The organism is Veillonella sp. 3310, from assembly GCF_003999875.1.
GTDB lineage: Bacteria > Bacillota > Negativicutes > Veillonellales > Veillonellaceae > F0422.
Genome location: NZ_RQVJ01000002.1, coordinates 182,074 through 200,004, shown reverse-complemented (window position 1 = coordinate 200,004; position 17,931 = coordinate 182,074). Strand labels below are relative to the sequence as shown.

Here is a 17,931-nt window from a genome sequence, read left to right as displayed (position 1 = left end):
TTTCACTACATCAAGACCACTGTTTAATCAATTCCTGTAAATCCTGACACATTCGTAACTCTTCTATAAACCTAGGATCATTAGCTCGACTCAATTGATCCGCTAAGCGACTATGCTCCTTATATTGATTGCGAAGGGATTTTAATCGCACACTTCGAATTAAACTGTGCAACAATTCCTCATTCATTTCTCGATCAATCAAGACCGACCATTTGCCAAACATATGCCAAGATTCCGCATCTAAGGATTCCTCTAAGAGGACCTCTGACAAACTTTCACCTTGGGCTACCAACTCGCCTATCTTTTCATAATAAGCACCGTACATAGGATGCGTAAAATCTTCCACCCCTATATACTGGCTCACCAAGGTATATATATCCGTATCCTTACCTATCCAGTACAGCAATTCTTCTTCATCTGTGAAAGTCTCCTTAGGCACGTTCATAGCCTGCTGTTTTAATTCTATGTTTCCTTGTCGAAGAAACTGTCTAAAGTAAGTAATAATAGTGCTCACATCTAACCATAAAGGTAATGCCAAGGCTTTTAAATATTCATCACGTCGCACTTGGCTTTCATGACCTGCAATGAACGGAAATATATCTGCCAAGACAGCCCGTTTCCCTTCCACCGAATTCGTATCGTGATGGCTCAAACTTTCATTCAATAAGAACTCAAAGTCTCTTGGCGATGTATCCACCAATTCTTGCCACGCTTGAGGGCCGTGATTTTTAATAAAGTCATCTGGATCTTTTCCATCAGGCATAGATACTACCTTAACAGAAAATTCCGTATTTTGCAATAACTCAATAGCCCGCTTAGCTGCCGTACGACCAGCACCATCCATATCATAGGCAAGAACAACTTCCTCTGCCTGACGCATCAATAGCCGACCATGGTCTTTCGTATAGGCTGTGCCCAAGGATGCCACTACATTCGTAATGCCTGCATTATGACAGCTCAGCACATCCATATAACCTTCAACAAGGACAGCTTGTTTTTTTTCGCGAATGCTGCGATAGGATTGATAAAAAGCAAATAATAGATGCCCCTTATTAAATATTTCCGTTTCTGGGGAGTTCAAATATTTCGGATTACTGTCGTCAAGGACACGTCCACCGAAACCTAATACACGCCCCTTTCCATCCATGATGGGAAACATCACACGTTTTCTAAAATAATCATATAGCTTGCCTTGCTCATTTTTACGGCACAACCCTAATTCTAGCAATACATTAGGGTCCACACCTCGACCGATAAAAGCAGTATATAGCTTATCCCATCCATCTGGGGCAAAACCGAGACGAAACTTTGTAATGGTCTCCATAGTTAGCCCACGTTTTAGCAAGTAATCTAGTCCCTCTTTCCCCAATTCTGTTTTTACTAGACAATTATGAAAGAAATTTGTAGCTAGTTCATTCACCTCATACATAGATTCCAAACGTGCCATACGTTTCCGCTCAGCTGACGATACGGTTCGTTCTGGCAAAGCAATGTTGGCACGATTCGCCAACCGCTCAATAGCCTCAGGAAAAGTTAAGTTATCATACTTCATCAAGAAACTAATAACATTTCCCGATTCTCGACAACCAAAGCAATAAAAAAAGCCCTTGTCAGGGGTCACACTAAAGGAAGGTGTCTTTTCGTTATGAAATGGACAACAACCCCAATAGTTTTTCCCCTTCTTCTTCAATGGAATATGCTCAGAAATGACAGACACAATGTCATTGGCATTTTTGACTTGTTCAATTATGTCATCATTGAAAAACTTGCTCATGTCACTCTCCTAAGCTATGTACTACCGTGTATGCACCAAAATATAACGTTTATGTATACGTTCTCTATCTATACTATTCTACACAAATAAAAAAACTCCTACTTACGGATGATTTCTTTTTCTTCACACTATATATGCAATTCATATATAGTGTGAAAAAAAAGAAGTTAGAGCAGCCAAAGGCCGCTCCAACCACTTATGTAGACTATTTTTTCGCGTAATCTACGACTCGTGTTTCGCGAATAACCACAACTTTAATTTGTCCTGGATATTCTAATTCATTTTCGATTCGTTTAATGATGTCACGTACTAATAAGTTCGCTTCCACATCATCCACTTTATCTGGTTTTACCATAACGCGAATCTCTCGACCTGCTTGGATAGCAAAGCATTTTTCAACGCCTTCAAAAGATTCAGCGATTTCTTCCAACTTAGATAATCGTTTTAAATAATTTTCTAATGTTTCGCGTCTAGCTCCTGGTCGTGCTGCAGAAATAGCATCTGCTGCCGCTACCAACACAGCTTCTACAGATTTAAACTCTTCATCACCATGATGCGCACCAATACAGTTTTGTACTAAAGCGCTTTCATGATATTTTTTAGCAAGATCTACGCCAATTTCCACGTGAGATCCTTCAATTTCATGGGTTAAGGCTTTGCCCAAATCATGTAATAAACCGCCTCGTTTAGCCAGTACTACATCGCAGCCTAATTCCGCTGCCATCATACCTGCCAAGTGAGATACTTCAACAGAGTGTTTTAATACATTCTGTCCATAACTAGTACGATATTTTAGTCTACCTAAAATACGAATCACTTCTGGATGTAAGCCATGTACATCTGCTTCAAAAGTAGCTTGCTCGCCCGCTTCTTTTATAGTTGTTTCCACCTCACGGCGTGCTTTTTCAACCATTTCTTCGATACGAGCTGGATGGATACGTCCATCAACAATGAGTTTTTCCAAGGCAATTCGTGCTACTTCACGACGAATAGGATCAAATCCGGATAAAATAACTGCTTCTGGTGTATCATCAATAATTAAGTCGATACCCGTCAACGTTTCTAACGCGCGAATATTACGGCCTTCACGACCGATAATACGGCCTTTCATCTCATCATTTGGTAATGTCACCACAGACACTGTAGATTCTGCTACATGGTCAGCCGCACATCGTTGAATAGCCATAGAGATAATTTCTCTGGCATTCTTTTCCGCCTCTTCTTTTGCTTGTTGCTCAAGTTCTTTAAGCATCACAGCAGTATCGTGACGAATTTCTTGTTCTACTTTTGTCAGTAAAATTTGTTTTGCTTCATCAAAGGTTAAGCTAGAAATGCGTTCTAACTCTTCCATTTGTTGTTGATGCAATACTTCGATTTTTTCTTCCGCTTTTTCTAGATTGCGTTCCTTGTGATGCAAGGACTCTTCTTTGCGTTCAATACTGTCTAGTTTTTTGTCTAATTGCTCTTCTTTTTGTAAAATCCGTCGTTCAAGACGTTGTAATTCATTACGTCTGTCACGATTTTCTTTATCCACATCAGCACGCAATTTATGAATTTCTTCTTTTGCTTCCAGTAACGCTTCTTTTTTCTTAGACTCCGCTAAGCGCTCGCCATCAGCAACAATACGTGCAGCTTCTGTTTCCGCTTTATTTAGCTTACCTTCTGCAATATTGCGACGCAATAAATAGCCTACTCCAAGACCAATTAATACCATGACTACGGCAATAATGCTGTATTCTAAAATCGTGTTCACCTCCCACTTGCATAAAAAAAGGAGAAGTCGATACATCCGCTTCCCCGGTTTCTCGCCCATTTTGTTTTCAAATTTTATTTTGCTTATTATTAAGGCTATTTTAATTTTAGTTCATACACCGTGGAATGTCAAGACAAAGCCCCTACTCTAAGTAGGGGCCCCATTCATAACAAATAGATTGAATTGTACTCACAGCGAATCCACGATTCTTTAGAAAATAAATTATTTTTTTCTTGCTAAATTTATCTTCTTCACCCTCTTCGATGGCGCTTAACCGTTCCTCATCAGATATGTGAAATCGTTGCTCTAATAGCTTTACCGCTACCGACCATTCATCATAGTCATCTAATACATGAGATACAGCAAGACCTCGTTCACGCATTTTTTCACGAATGTAATAGGTACTATACTTTTCTGTTTCCATATAGGCACGTAATACTTCTTCCGACAAATCTTCATCATCTAAATAAGAGAGCTCCAACAGTTTTTCTTCTACATCATGAATTAGTTCACTAGGCACAGAACGTTGAGACAGTTTTCGTCTCAGCTCTAATGTACTTAAGGACCGTGGTCCTAATAGCCTCAAAGCTTGTTCCATAGCTGATGCAAAAGTCCACTCCTGCTCTTTCGATGCACGAAATGCCATTATTCTATATCCGCTGTTTCTGTAGTTGCTACATCATCTACTTCTTCATCATGACCCAGCACATTCAATGGTTCTGCTGCTAATGTATCACGAATGATAGAATCAATTTCTTGAGCAATTTGAGGATTTTCTTTCAAGAATACTTTAGCTGCTTCTTTACCTTGACCCATACGTTCTCCATTATAGGAATACCAAGCACCAGATTTTTTGATGACTTCAATATTCGCACCAATGTCAATCAATGTACCTTCATAGGAAACGCCTTCCCCGAACATTAAATCAAATTCTGCCACTTTGAATGGAGGGGCTACTTTATTTTTTACAACTTTTACTTTTGTACGGTTACCAACATGTTCTTTGGCAGATGTTAAGGCTTCCCCTTTGCGTACATCTAAGCGAATCGTAGAGTAGAATTTTAAGGCACGGCCACCTGTCGTTGTTTCTGGATTGCCAAACATAACGCCCACTTTTTCACGCAATTGGTTGATAAAGATAATAACCGTTCTAGTTTTACTGATAGAGCTTGTTAATTTACGTAACGCTTTACTCATCAAACGTGCATGCACACCTACGTGAGCATCAGTCATTTCACCATCAATCTCTACTTTCGGTGTTAAGGCCGCTACGGAGTCCACCACAATTAAATCTACCGCACCGGAGCGAACCAAAGCCTCTGTAATCTCTAAACCTTGTTCACCATTATCTGGTTGAGAAATCAACAAGCTATTGATATCTACACCTAATTTTTTCGCATACACTGGATCCAATGCATGTTCCGCATCGATGAAGGCAACAACGCCACCATTACGTTGTGCTTCTGCTGCTGCATGTAAAGCCACCGTAGTTTTACCCGAAGACTCTGGACCATAGATTTCAATAATACGGCCCCGTGGGAATCCACCTACACCGACCGCCAAGTCTAAGGCCAACACACCTGTAGAAATGACTTCAATATTCATTTTATCAGCTGCTTCACCCATGCGCATAATCGCACCTTGACCGAAATCTTTTTCAATTTGTTTTAAAGCCCCTTCTAAGGCCCTCATACGGTCTTCTTGAGATCCACTTTTCATATCAATTGCTGCTTCTTTTGCTTTATCCTTTGCCATTGTTCTACCTTTCTATTAATTCTTTATATACATATTGAATCGCTCGTTCCGCTACACTATTACGGATACTAACACGATCCCCTATAAATATCTCTTTATGTACAGTAATACCTTTCGGCGTGCCAATACCAATATACACAAGACCCACTGGTTTTTCCTGACTACCACCGCCTGGACCGGCTATCCCTGTGGTAGCAATGGCATAGTCTGTACGCAATACACGAAATACACCTTCTACCATTTCTGTAGCTGTTTCTTCACTGACCGCACCATGTGTTGCCAATGTATCTGATGATACACCTAATACTTGTTCTTTCACCGAATTCGCATAGGAAATAATACCGCCTTGATAATAGCCACTGCTACCACCTAAATCAGTCAATGTTTTTCCTACTAGACCTCCTGTACAGGATTCAGCAGTTCCTATGGTAATACCTGCTTCTAGCGCTACCTTGTGAAAGTTTTCCAACACCGATGTATCTAAACTACGGATATTTTCCAAGCGTTCTAAGAGGATAGACCTCCATGGGCCTAGTTTTTCCTGACAGTCTGCTTTTGACTCTCCTTTTGCAGTTAAACGAATTTCAATGTATCCTGATTTAATCAGTAGTGCTATGGTTGGGTTCTGCTGGTTTTGAATCAAGTCTTGTAATAAACTCTCTAATTGCATTTCACGATATCCATACACAGCATACCGTTCAGAATAAATCACCCCTTGCTGTCCAAAACGTTGTTCTAAAAAGGGGCTGACGCTTTCTTGAAATGTTCCTTGTAATTCTGATGGAGGGCCTGGTAATAAGATATATACCGTCTTATCCTGTTCCACTACTACTGCTGGTGCTACCCCTACTGGATTATGTAGTACCTGTGCCCCTTCTGGTAAATACCGATCTCGGTCAGATTCGTAAGGTTTTACCCGACCTTGGTTCTCATAAAAGGAATCTACCTCACGACCTGCTTCTTCGTGAAATACCAAAGGCAATCCCAAGGCATCTGCCAAAGCTTTTCGAGTAATATCTCCTTGGGTAGCTCCTAAGCCTCCAGAGCTTATCACAATATCGGCTCGTTCCCCTGCTCGTTGAAATACTTCTTTCATACGTTCCGGATTGTCACCTACCGTCGTTTGGTATGATACAGAGTATCCCCGATTGTTCAGTTCTTCGCTAAGCCATTTTACATTTGTATTGACAATATGTCCTAGTAATAATTCTGATCCTGTAGAGATTAATTCTACGATCATGCTATCACCATCCTATACAGTTTCTACTACCACGTCATAGGCAAAACCTTGTGATACTTTTACCGTCACAATATCGCCTTCAGACAGTCCTGTTACATCTTCTACATACATGTTGCCATCCACATCGGGAGCCTGCATTTGTAGACGACCACGGGCTAGGAATTTTCCCGGTTCCACTTCATCGATAGATTCTATCATACCTTGATGAATCGTTCCCTCCAAGTCACGATTATGCTCCTCTGAAACTTGTGCTTGAATGGCCATCAATGTATGGTATCGTTCTTCTTTCACTTCCTCTGGGATTTGCTCATCCATCATTCCTGCTGGTGTACCATCCTCTTGGGAATACGTAAATACCCCCATGTGATCAAATCGGATGTCTTTTACAAAATCTGCCAATTCTTGGAATTGTTCTTCTGTTTCCCCAGGGAACCCTACGATAAGGGATGTGCGCAGTGTAATATGCTCACTGCGATTACGAATTTTATGCAACAAGGCTACAATATTTTCCCGTGTATCTTTACGATTCATGCGTTGTAACACAGTATTGTTAATATGCTGTAGTGGCATATCGATATATTTACATACCTTTGGTTCTGTCATGATTGTTTCTAACAATTCATCAGAGAAGTGTTTTGGATATAAGTACAACATGCGAATCCATTCGATGCCTTCAATTTTTGCCAATCGTTTCAACAACTCTGAAAGTAATGGCGTACCATCGTTCAAATCAGCCCCATAGTAGGTAGTATCTTGTGCAATTAATACCACTTCTTTCACGCCTGCTTCTGCTAGCTGTTGTACTTCTCGTTCAATGGACTCCATGGAACGACTACGATAGGCCCCACGTACTTTTGGAATGATACAGAAAGTACAACCATTATTGCATCCTTCAGAAATTTTTACATATGCACTGTAGTCCGGTGTGGTCATCATCCGTGGCATACCTTCATCATACATATTTGTCATGCTATCCATAATACAAATACGTTGACCATTTTGAATAGCCTCCACGGCTTCCATAATACGATTCCAAGATCCGGTACCAATAAGTGCATCAATTTCTGGAATTTCGGTAAACAATTCTTCTTGATATTGCTGACTTAAACAGCCTGCCACGATAAGGCCTTTGCAGTCTCCATATTGCTTATATTGACCCGCCTCTAATATGGTATTAATCGATTCTTCTTTTGCTTTCTCGATAAATGTGCAGGTATTGATAATAATGATGTCCGCCTTTTCCAGCTCCTCTGTGATTTCATAGCCATTATCTTGTAAAGCTCCTAGCATCACCTCTGTATCCACCAAATTCTTGGCGCAACCTAAACTAATATAACCTAACAACTTACTCATGGTGTATCCTTTCTAAAACGCACTTGTCGTATCCATTCTTGTAATATTTTATCTTGCTCTTCTTTCACAATCCCTGCATTCCATAATACAAGGTGATTGCCTTGGCGGTCCTTCTGAGACTCCACCGTTTCTATGGTCGGCAAATAATACATATCTGCCTCTTTCAATACGGCTTGTACCCGTTCTGAAAGTAGCCAGCTCACAAAAGCTTCACTTTCACCAATATTACTGGAACCTTTCAAAATCCCTACGCCCATCATATCATACGGAGTTCCCTCCCTAGGATATAAGATGGTCAAAGGATATTTATGAGCCTCATACAATTTGGCATCTGAATAATGTCCTACACTGATCTGTACATCTCCAATAGCCGCCATGCGCACTGAAGATGGCAAAGCTTTTGCATACTGCACAATCCGTGGTCGCAAACTATCAAAATAGGAGATTGCACCATCCAAACCATAGATAGCACCAAAACTATTCAATAAGGTAATCGACGCTGCATCGGCTACAAAGTCGGTGACCACTATACGCCACGGACCGGCATAAGCTAAAGAAAACCAAGTATTTACATATTTCCCCTGACTACTATAGAAACTATCATGTAAGGCGAATACATAAGGATCATACCATATCCCTACCCACTGCTCATCTGGACCATGAAATACCGTATCTACCATATGGGTTAAGGTAACCGGCAATCTACGAAAGGCTCCATGTTCAACCCCTTCACTGAGATTGGATTTTGTAGAAATCACAAGATCCCCCTGCTGCTCTGCCTCTGGCAATGCTAGCCGCGTACCCATTTGGTTCGGCGGTATAGGGATAACATGCACTCTTACTTGTGCCTCTCTTTCGTAAGCCTGACCTATCGCTGTCATGACTTCAGGGTCTCCATCTGTATAGATAGTAATTTCTGCTCTTGTAGAAATCACACGTCGATCCACTTGATCTTGCTTCATATCATTGAGCCACAATCCTACACTGAAGATGCCTACCACTACCAGTAAGTACACCATGAGCAATCGTAACCGTTTCATAGATTCACCTCCTTTACCTATTAGAGATACCTAACCAAAATTCCTTTTTTTCATTCCTTTATTTTTTTGATTTCCTATACCAATTTTAGAACCACTATTTGCACGTTGTCCCCCTTGTATAGGTCCTTGTCTTCTACCTGCTGGTTTTACTCCACCTTTAACTGAAGATTTACCACCATTAGGTTTTGGAGTATTTCGTTTTATATTGCGCGGAGGAATCAAACATAATGGTCCAAATCCGATTAAATCTCTGCGATTCGTTTTGATTAAAGCTTCTTTTACTAAGTCGTAATTTTCTTCTCGTTTATATTGCATCAAAGCCCGTTGCATAGCTTTATCTCTGCCTTTTTTAGCCACATATACAGACTCACCTGTAAGGGGATTGATACCTGTATAATACATGGCAGTCGATAAGCTACCTGGGGTAGGAATAAAATCTTGTACCTGTTCTGGAGTCATATTTTGATCTCGCAAAAACTCTGCCAATTCAATAGCATCTTCTAGGGTGCAACCTGGATGAGAGCTCATAAAATAAGGCACCAAAAATTGTTGTTTACCTAATTTGCGGTTCGCCTCATCAAACCAAGATTTGAATTTTAAAAAGTAACTTTTATTGGCTTTCCCCATAATGGTCGTTACATGCTCCGACACATGTTCAGGAGCTACTTTTAATTGACCACTTACGTGATGTTCGCACAATTCACGAACAAAGTCTTTGTTATTATCATCCAATACATAGTCATACCGTAAGCCAGAGCGAACAAATACTTTTTTTACACCTTTTACATTACGTACTTTTCGCAAAATGCTCACATAGTCATCATGATTCGTATTTAACTGAGGACATGCTTTGGGCGCAGCACATGTTTTTCCCTTACAAGCGCCAACTTTCAACTGCTTATCGCAAGCAACATGACGGAAGTTTGCCGTAGGTCCCCCTACATCATGAATGTAACCTTTAAATCCATCCATAGTCGTCATACGGTGAGCCTCATCTAAGATGGACTGATGGCTCCGATTTTGAATAATTCGCCCTTGATGACTTGTAATAGCACAGAAAGAACAACTACCAAAACAGCCACGATGGCTAGTAATACTAAACTGTACTTCGGCTAAAGCAGGTACTCCGCCGGCCTCATCATACATAGGATGCCATTTTCTCGTATAAGGTAAACTATAAACATGGTCCATTTCTTCCTGTGTTAATGGTAAGGCTGGACTATTCTGCACAATGTAGCGATTACCATGCCCTTGCACCACTATTTTCCCATAGTATGGATCTTGCTCATCAAATTGCATCTTAAAAGCTTTGGCAAAGACTTCTTTATCTGCTGATATCGCTTCATAAGATGGACATTCAATGGCATTCTCTGGCACTGTGTTGGCAATATAACAAATCCCTTTAATCACTGGTAACCGTTTTTCTAATTGGTCTTTATCCAAGGCTTCGGCAATTTCACGAATTTGTTTTTCTCCCATACCATAGATAAGAACGTCTGCCTTACTATCCATCAATATAGAACGACGTACCGTATCTGACCAATAGTCATAATGGGCAAACCGTCGCAAACTAGCTTCAATACCGCCAATGACAACTGGCACCCCTTTGAAAGCCTCTCGCATACGATTGGCATATACCACCGTAGCTCGGTCTGGGCGACGTCCAGATTCACCTCCTGGAGAATACCCATCATCACGACGATGTTTCTTGGCTGCCGTAAATTTATTGAGCATACTATCTAAATTGCCTGCTGTCACCAAGGACGCCAATCTAGGTTTTCCTAACACCTTAAAGGCGTTCACATCATTCCAATCTGGCTGAGCTATGATACCTACTCGATATCCATAGGACTCTAATAATCTACCAATCACAGTAGGTGCAAAAGAAGGATGGTCCACATAGGCATCTCCGCTGATAATAACAAAATCCAGTTCAGCCCACCCTCGTTCGTCCATTTCTGCTTTTGTAGTAATTAAATATTGTTCTTTCATAGTATTCCTTATACTGTATTACACGAAAAATAGCCAACCTAAAAACAGAATGATGAGTAGCAAAATACCACCTACTACAAATCGTTCTATCATCATCGTTTTTTGTCGTTTTGCCTTGCGACTTTCATAGGTTAACCGTTGTTTCGGCGCCTCAATCAACTCCTGTTCTCGAAACGCATCATTTTTATCTTGTTCTTTTGACACCATTCTGCGTTTGGGAATTGTCAAGGATTCGCCCATCCTATTTTTAAAAGTATCCACCAATCGACGACTATCTAAGCCCAGTAGTTCACTATAATTTTTGATGAACCCTTTCGTGTACACACTTCCCGGTATACGGCTAAACTCATCATGCTCTAAGGCATGTAGGTAAGCTACTTTTATATGTAATACATCTTCAATTTGTTCTAATGTTAAACCGCGTCGTTGACGCTCACGTCTAAGTTCTTCGCCAATCGATGCCATAGAACCTCCTATACATATAGGTGCCATCTACATAACGCAAATGGCACACTACACTACTCTAATCTACTGTAAAATTTGGGAAATATAGTTCTCGAATTTGATCTTCTCCCATTAAAATATCCCGACCTTTACTACTATTTGTAGGAGGTCCAATAATTTTCATATCTTGCATGGTATCGATTAAACGACCAGCTCTAGAAAATCCCACTCGCAATCTACGCTGCAAAATAGAGGCTGATGCACTGCGTTGTTCTAGCACAATTTGTACTGCTCGTTCCAACAGTTCATCTTGTTCCTCATCACTGCTCATCATATCTGAACTTTCTGCACCTTTATCTGTTTCTGCCATCATCACTTCATCGTATTCTGGTTGACCTTGTCCTTTTACAAAAGCAATCAATTCTTCCACTTCTTCATCAGAAATAAAGGCCCCTTGAATACGAATTGGTTTATTCGCTCCAATTGGATTGAATAACATATCACCACGACCTAAGAGGCGTTCTGCTCCCGCTTGATCCAGAATAGTGCGAGAATCAATTTGGGTAGCCACTGTGAAAGCAATACGACTAGGCACATTTGCTTTAATTTTGCCTGTAATCACATCCACTGATGGACGTTGCGTTGCCAATACCATATGAATCCCTGCGGCACGTGCTTTTGCTGCCAAACGGTCGATAGATTCTTCCACATCTGGATTGGTCATCATCAAATCAGCTAACTCATCGATAATAATCAAAATGAGCGGCATAGATTTAGTCGGATTTTGCTTATTATAGCTAGCCACATTACGCACGCCTGCTGTGGCTAATGTCATATAGCGAGCATCCATTTCACGCACTGCCCACCGTAATACAGCTGCAGCCTTATTCATATCTGTTACTACTGGTAACATCAAGTGAGGAATACCGTTATATACGGATAACTCTACCATTTTAGGGTCTACTAAAATCAACTTCACTTCATCTGGCTTACGGCTAAACAAGATACTAGAGATCAACGTATTAACGCAGACTGATTTACCAGAACCAGTAGAACCTGCCACCAATAAGTGAGGCATTTTCGCCAAGTCCGTTATGACTGGCATATCCGCAATATCTTTACCAAGGCCTACCGGAATACCGCCACTAGCTTGTTGGAACTCTTCACAATCTAACACATCTCGTAAATGAACAGCGGATATATTCTTATTAGGGATTTCAATACCTACTGCAGACTTCCCTGGTATAGGGGCTTCCATACGAATATCAACAGCTGCTAAGCTCATTTTCAAATCATCTTGTAAGCCCATAATTCGGCTTACTTTTGTCCCTTTTGCAGGTTCTAATTCATAACGTGTTACCGTTGGACCTTGTGTGGCATTCACCACTTTTGCTGTAATACCAAAATTATCCAATGTTTCTTCTAACAAGACTGCATTATGCGCCACTTCTTCACTGGTCACAGGGTTGGATTTCCCCTGTGAAAGCATCGTCAACGGTGGATATTGGTAAGGCTTTTCTATCGTCCTAGGGCGAGCTACTCCATCCGTATTCACAGCTACTGCTGCTGTATCTTCTTTCGTTGTTTCAATAGTAGGCACTTCTACCAAGGACCCTACATAGTTAGTAGTTTGTAAAAATGATGGTGGAGTTATAGGGTCTAGTTTGGTAGATGCCGCTTTATCATACAACTCTTCATCTGCATCTGTAGAATATATATCTCCTGATGCATCCTGCAATGACGTATCCTCTATAGGCTCTTCTTCACGATCTACCATCGGAGGAACCGCTACTGATTCTACTTCAGAAGTTATCACTACTTCATCTTCACGAAGTTGAAGTTCCGGAATATACACCTCTTCATCCTCGTAGCTGTCAACCATCGCTGGTGTTATTGTTACATCACTACTAGGCTCCATTCCCTCTTGTTCTGCTACATTCCTTATTGTTTCTGATGGTGCCTTAGGATCTGCAGCAACTACATTAGTTCCCGATACTTCTACCATCGCTTCATAGTCCATTGTGCCCTGAGTTTCTGCCACCGTATTTGGTTCCTCTTTTATTTCATCAGATAGGAAGTCTGTTTTAGGGTACCTTGTATCTTTTTCACGATCATAGGCCTTACGGCGTTCTTCTCGCCACTCCTCTTGCCATTCATGCACTTGCTCACGAATAGCACTAGCTGTTTCTGTAGCTTTTTCTTGTGCTATTTCAAGTCCTACACTAGCCTTGTCTTTCGCTTTATGCAATCCTTCACGTAGTGACAATTTAGTAATTCCTAGTACACAGGCAATGCCTATAATAGCGGATAATAAAATACCGCCTACATCTCCTACTAAATTTCTAAATAGAGATCCTAGTAAACCACCAACTACACCACCATTCTCTGTTAGTGTAGTCGTACTTAGTTCCTCACCACTATTTACTTTCCACAGTACCAGTTGTACTAATACAACAAATAATACTCCTGTATATAGCAACCCTTTTCTCGTAATCGCTGCTAAAGAGCCTTTATATAGCCAGCACCAACCATTATACAAAACCCAGATAGCAACCACCCAGCCACCTAGACCAAAACCGTAAGAAAAAACGCCACTAATAATACTGCCCCATATACCAGTGTCTACTCCAGCCATGCCTATAAGAGCTAGTATGGCAAAGCCCATAAGAACCAACCCTTTAATCTCGCTCCGAACGCCTTTCGTCTGTGTCTTGGCCTGTTTCGATGTACCTATTTTACTTTCCTTTAGGGGAGTCCTTCGTTTCGATTGTACTTTTTGCCCTCCTCGTGAGGACTTACCTTTCTTTTCCTCTGCCATCTCCAACTCCAAAATTCCGTTTCTATCATATATCTTAGCACTTTATTATACCATTTCCACCTACGAAAGTATATCGAATATCCTCAAAAACAATATGGATCTCCCAGTGGTACTCCTCATCGTTTACGGTCTTTCCAATCTTTCACAAGTTCACGCTCACAACCACGTTCCAAAGGAGTATAAAATTGCTCATCTAGCAATGCATCTGGCAAATATTGTTGCTCCACATAACCATTTGGATAGTCCTGTGCATAGCGATACCCTACACCATGACCTAATTGTTTTGCCCCTCCATAATGAGCATCTCGTAAATGTTTCGGCACCTCGCCTTGCTCCTTATGGCGCACCGCAAGGATAGCTGCATCAATCCCTACATAGGCACTATTACTCTTAGGTGCCAAAGCTACATATAAAGCCGCTTCAGATAATATAATGCGTGCCTCTGGTAGCCCTACCATATGAGCCGCTTGCGCCGCTGCATTAGCCACCACCAACGCTTGTGGATCTGCCAGACCTACATCTTCTGCCGCACAAATGACGATACGTCGTGCAATAAATACAGGATCCTCTCCTGCCTCAATCATCCGAGCTAAATAGTATAGCACCGCATCTGGATCAGAGCCGCGCATACTTTTAATAAACGCAGAAATTACATCATAGTGATTATTCCCCTTCTTATCGTACCGATACACTCGTCGACCCAATACTTTTTCTACAATTTCTATAGTAATTTCTCCACCAGTCCGAACCATGGCTCCTACTTGCTCCAAAATATTTAGAGCCATGCGAGCATCTCCATCTACAAAACGGCCTATGTCCTCTAGCAGATCGTCGGTCACAATCAGTGCTTTCTTACCTAATCCATAGTCTTCATCTGTTACAGCACGACGTAAGATTGCCACCAATGCCGTAGCGTCTAATCTTTCTAGTGTAAGCAAACGCAATCGAGATAAAAGAGGTCGATTCACTTCAAAGAAAGGATTCTCTGTAGTGGCGCCAATTAAAATAATTTGGCCACTTTCCACAGAAGGTAACAATACATCTTGTTGACTTTTATTGAAGCGATGAATTTCATCTAAGAATAAAATTGTCCGTTGTTGCAAAGAACTACGAATGCGTATCGCTTCTTCGATAGTACTGCGTAGTTCACCAATACCTACATTCGTCGCATTGAGCATGACAAACCGACTACTAGTTAACTCAGAAATAATTTTAGCTAACGTAGTCTTCCCTGTTCCCGATGGTCCATATAACAATAAAGAGGGAACCTTATCTTCTTCAATCATAGATCGAAGAAATGTACCAGGTCCCACCACTTGCTCTTGCCCAAAGAAATGATCCAATGAACGTGGTCGCATACGGACTGCTAAGGGTTCAAAGGGATCCACTGGTTCCATATTCTCAAACAAATTCATTCTTACACCTCCTATATCTACCACCGTCCATTGACAACTTCTACCGTGCATGCAGTAATTCAAACATATATACTTATACATAATTAATGCCCGGACTTCCTTCTTGGTACGCTTACCGAGCAATCCCTGTATACTTTACAAGATCAAGCTAAGCTACGAACTTGTAGAAGCCTGATTTCACGACAAATACTATCTGTTCTTTATTATACATGTATCTAGTTATATAGTCTATATGTTCTTATTAATGCAAAAAAAATAAACCACCCTCAGGCGGTTACATAAAGCCCCACTATGCCGTATCCATACCGTGTTTTGATCCTGCAAAGGCAGGTGGGTTTCCTCCTTGTAAGATTACAGTCCTCGTAGAGGCAGAGCGCCCTTACAAGAGTGAGAATCCCTAAGTTAAAATGTTGGCTCAAAACTGCGATATAACACGCACATAGCAGGAATTTCTTTACCCATAGTATAGCAGAAAGGAACGGTCATTTCAAGAAGAAATACACCGTTCCTTTCCTTAAACGTATATCAATTTTCTATTGGACAAATTCGATTATACTAATTTTTCTTTTGCCACATCTGTTTTGATATGTAATTCACGCAATTGTTTAGGCGCTACTTCAGATGGAGCTTGGCTCATCAAGTCCGATGCACTTTGTGTTTTAGGGAATGCAATTACGTCACGGATGGATTGGCGTTTTGCCATCAACATAACGAGACGATCTAATCCGAACGCACATCCACCATGTGGAGGGGCACCGTATTCAAAAGCATCTAACATAAAGCCGAATTTAGAACGACTTTCTTCTGTGCTCAAGCCGATAGCATTGAATACTTTTTCTTGTACATCAGATTGGTAAATACGGATGGAACCACCACCGATTTCCACGCCGTTCAATACCATGTCATAAGCGATGGCTTTCACAGCACCTGGATCAGTAGCTAATAAGTCCATATCTTCTTCACGTGGAGATGTGAATGGATGATGCATTGCCACAAAGCGTTTATCTTCTTCGTCGTATTCAAACATAGGGAAATCAGTTACCCACAAGAAGGCCAATTTGTTTTCATCGATTAATCCACGGCGTTTACCCATTTCAAGACGTAACTCGCCAAGAGCTTTTGCAACTACAGCTGGTTTATCCGCAATCATCAATACTAAATCACCAGGTTCTGCATGCATAGTCGCACCGATATTACGCACTGTGTCTTCGCCTAAGAATTTCATAATTTGAGATTTAATTGTGCCATCTTCATTAAAGCAAGCCCAAGCTAAACCTTTGGCACCATAGATGCCTACAAAGTTTGTCAAATCATCTAATTCACGACGAGGAATGCCTGCGTAACCTTTTACAACGATACCTTTTACTTGACCACCATTGTCGATAACGGAACGGAATACTTTAAATTCCGTATTCTTCACGCAATCCGTTACATCTGTGAAAGTCATATCAAAACGGATATCTGGTTTGTCAGAACCGTATAAATTCATCGCATCATCCCAAGTCATACGAGGCATTGGCAATGGAATTTCCACATTTTGTGCCGCTTTAAACACATGGGCAATCATTTGCTCTTGCATGTTCAAGATTTGTTCTTGGTTCATGAAGCTCATTTCGATGTCCAATTGTGTAAATTCAGGTTGACGGTCTGCACGCAAATCTTCATCACGGAAACAACGAACGATTTGGAAATATCTTTCATAACCAGCAACCATCAAAATTTGTTTGAAAATTTGTGGAGATTGTGGCAATGCATAGAATGTACCAGGGTTTACACGAGACGGAACTAGGTAATCACGAGCCCCTTCTGGTGTACTTTTTGTCAACATTGGTGTTTCAATTTCCAAGAAACCATTATTGTCAAAGAAATCGCGCATTGCTTTTGTCACTTTATGACGCAAGATCAAGTTCGCTTGCATTTCTGGGCGACGAAGATCTAAATAGCGATATTTTAAACGAATATTTTCATCTACATCGATATTATCTTGAATATAGAATGGAGGTGTTTTCGCTGCATTCAATACACGTAACTCTTCACAGTACATTTCATATTTACCAGTTGGTAAGTTAGGGTTCACAGCTGCTGCATCACGTTCTGTAATCGTACCACGTACGCACAACACATATTCATTACGCACGTCTTCCGCTTTATGGAAAGACTCCATATTGTGATCAGGAGATGCCACGATTTGCACGACCCCAGAACGGTCACGTAAATCAATAAAAATCAATCCACCATGGTCACGACGGCGCTCTACCCAACCGCAAAGAACCACTTCTGTTCCTACTTGTTCTGCACCGATAGTCCCACAATGATGAGTACGGTGTAAACCTTTCATAGTTTCCAT

At 41.0% G+C, this 17,931-nt stretch carries 12 protein-coding genes and 1 other RNA gene; all 13 read right to left on the bottom strand.

Annotation, left to right across the window (positions count from 1 at the left end; translation table 11 throughout):
* Window positions 1–10 precede the first annotated feature (10 nt).
* Window positions 11–1,774: a DNA primase gene (dnaG, locus tag EO127_RS04440; protein WP_127448180.1), complete on the bottom strand. Its 1,764-nt coding sequence runs from the start codon at window positions 1,772–1,774 to the stop codon at window positions 11–13.
* Between the two features lie 205 nt (window positions 1,775–1,979).
* Window positions 1,980–3,563, bottom strand: a complete 1,584-nt coding sequence (rny, locus tag EO127_RS04435) for a ribonuclease Y (protein ID WP_371412856.1) — start codon at window positions 3,561–3,563, stop codon at window positions 1,980–1,982.
* A 106-nt stretch (window positions 3,564–3,669) separates the two neighbouring features.
* A complete protein-coding gene (locus EO127_RS04430) occupies window positions 3,670–4,173 on the bottom strand; it encodes a regulatory protein RecX (protein ID WP_127448179.1) in 504 nt (167 codons plus the stop codon).
* Entirely contained in the window at window positions 4,173–5,282 is a 1,110-nt protein-coding gene (gene recA / locus EO127_RS04425) for a recombinase RecA (protein ID WP_371412855.1), read from the bottom strand. The genes EO127_RS04430 and recA overlap by 1 nt, the downstream gene beginning before the upstream one ends.
* 4 nt (window positions 5,283–5,286) lie before the next feature.
* Entirely contained in the window at window positions 5,287–6,522 is a 1,236-nt protein-coding gene (locus EO127_RS04420; RefSeq protein ID WP_126940548.1) for a competence/damage-inducible protein A, read from the bottom strand.
* 12 nt (window positions 6,523–6,534) lie between these two features.
* Entirely contained in the window at window positions 6,535–7,875 is a 1,341-nt protein-coding gene (gene rimO, locus EO127_RS04415) for a 30S ribosomal protein S12 methylthiotransferase RimO (RefSeq protein ID WP_126940549.1), read from the bottom strand.
* Window positions 7,872–8,915, bottom strand: a complete 1,044-nt coding sequence (locus tag EO127_RS04410; RefSeq protein ID WP_127448178.1) for an ABC transporter substrate-binding protein — start codon at window positions 8,913–8,915, stop codon at window positions 7,872–7,874. Before EO127_RS04410 ends, rimO begins: the two co-directional genes overlap by 4 nt.
* 30 nt (window positions 8,916–8,945) lie before the next feature.
* The gene (locus tag EO127_RS04405; RefSeq protein WP_127448177.1) at window positions 8,946–10,907 is read right to left on the bottom strand and encodes a YgiQ family radical SAM protein; all 1,962 of its coding nucleotides are present in this window, start codon (window positions 10,905–10,907) and stop codon (window positions 8,946–8,948) included.
* A gap of 18 nt (window positions 10,908–10,925) precedes the next feature.
* Entirely contained in the window at window positions 10,926–11,372 is a 447-nt protein-coding gene (locus tag EO127_RS04400) for a helix-turn-helix transcriptional regulator (protein WP_127448176.1), read from the bottom strand.
* Between the two features lie 58 nt (window positions 11,373–11,430).
* Window positions 11,431–14,169 carry a DNA translocase FtsK gene (locus EO127_RS04395; RefSeq protein WP_127448175.1) on the bottom strand — a complete coding sequence of 913 codons (2,739 nt, stop codon included), beginning with the start codon at window positions 14,167–14,169 and terminating at the stop codon, window positions 11,431–11,433.
* A 116-nt stretch (window positions 14,170–14,285) separates the two neighbouring features.
* Entirely contained in the window at window positions 14,286–15,584 is a 1,299-nt protein-coding gene (locus EO127_RS04390) for a replication-associated recombination protein A (RefSeq protein WP_127448174.1), read from the bottom strand.
* 279 nt (window positions 15,585–15,863) lie between these two features.
* Window positions 15,864–16,036, bottom strand: a non-coding RNA gene (gene ssrS, locus EO127_RS04385) — 6S RNA.
* Window positions 16,037–16,134: 98 nt separating this feature from the next.
* The gene (gene aspS / locus EO127_RS04380; RefSeq protein ID WP_127448173.1) at window positions 16,135–17,931 is read right to left on the bottom strand and encodes an aspartate--tRNA ligase; all 1,797 of its coding nucleotides are present in this window, start codon (window positions 17,929–17,931) and stop codon (window positions 16,135–16,137) included.

Bases quoted from the DNA above. Each gene is read 5' to 3' on its own strand.
- dnaG (WP_127448180.1), bottom strand. From the start codon at position 1,774: ATGAGCAAGTTTTTCAATGATGACATAATTGAACAAGTCAAAAATGCC.
- rny (WP_371412856.1), bottom strand. From the start codon at position 3,563: ATGTATCGACTTCTCCTTTTTTTATGCAAGTGGGAGGTGAACACGATT.
- EO127_RS04430 (WP_127448179.1), bottom strand. From the start codon at position 4,173: ATGGCATTTCGTGCATCGAAAGAGCAGGAGTGGACTTTTGCATCAGCT.
- recA (WP_371412855.1), bottom strand. From the start codon at position 5,282: ATGGCAAAGGATAAAGCAAAAGAAGCAGCAATTGATATGAAAAGTGGA.
- EO127_RS04420 (WP_126940548.1), bottom strand. From the start codon at position 6,522: ATGATCGTAGAATTAATCTCTACAGGATCAGAATTATTACTAGGACAT.
- rimO (WP_126940549.1), bottom strand. From the start codon at position 7,875: ATGAGTAAGTTGTTAGGTTATATTAGTTTAGGTTGCGCCAAGAATTTG.
- EO127_RS04410 (WP_127448178.1), bottom strand. From the start codon at position 8,915: ATGAAACGGTTACGATTGCTCATGGTGTACTTACTGGTAGTGGTAGGC.
- EO127_RS04405 (WP_127448177.1), bottom strand. From the start codon at position 10,907: ATGAAAGAACAATATTTAATTACTACAAAAGCAGAAATGGACGAACGA.
- EO127_RS04400 (WP_127448176.1), bottom strand. From the start codon at position 11,372: ATGGCATCGATTGGCGAAGAACTTAGACGTGAGCGTCAACGACGCGGT.
- EO127_RS04395 (WP_127448175.1), bottom strand. From the start codon at position 14,169: ATGGCAGAGGAAAAGAAAGGTAAGTCCTCACGAGGAGGGCAAAAAGTA.
- EO127_RS04390 (WP_127448174.1), bottom strand. From the start codon at position 15,584: ATGAATTTGTTTGAGAATATGGAACCAGTGGATCCCTTTGAACCCTTA.
- aspS (WP_127448173.1), bottom strand. From the start codon at position 17,931: ATGGAAACTATGAAAGGTTTACACCGTACTCATCATTGTGGGACTATC.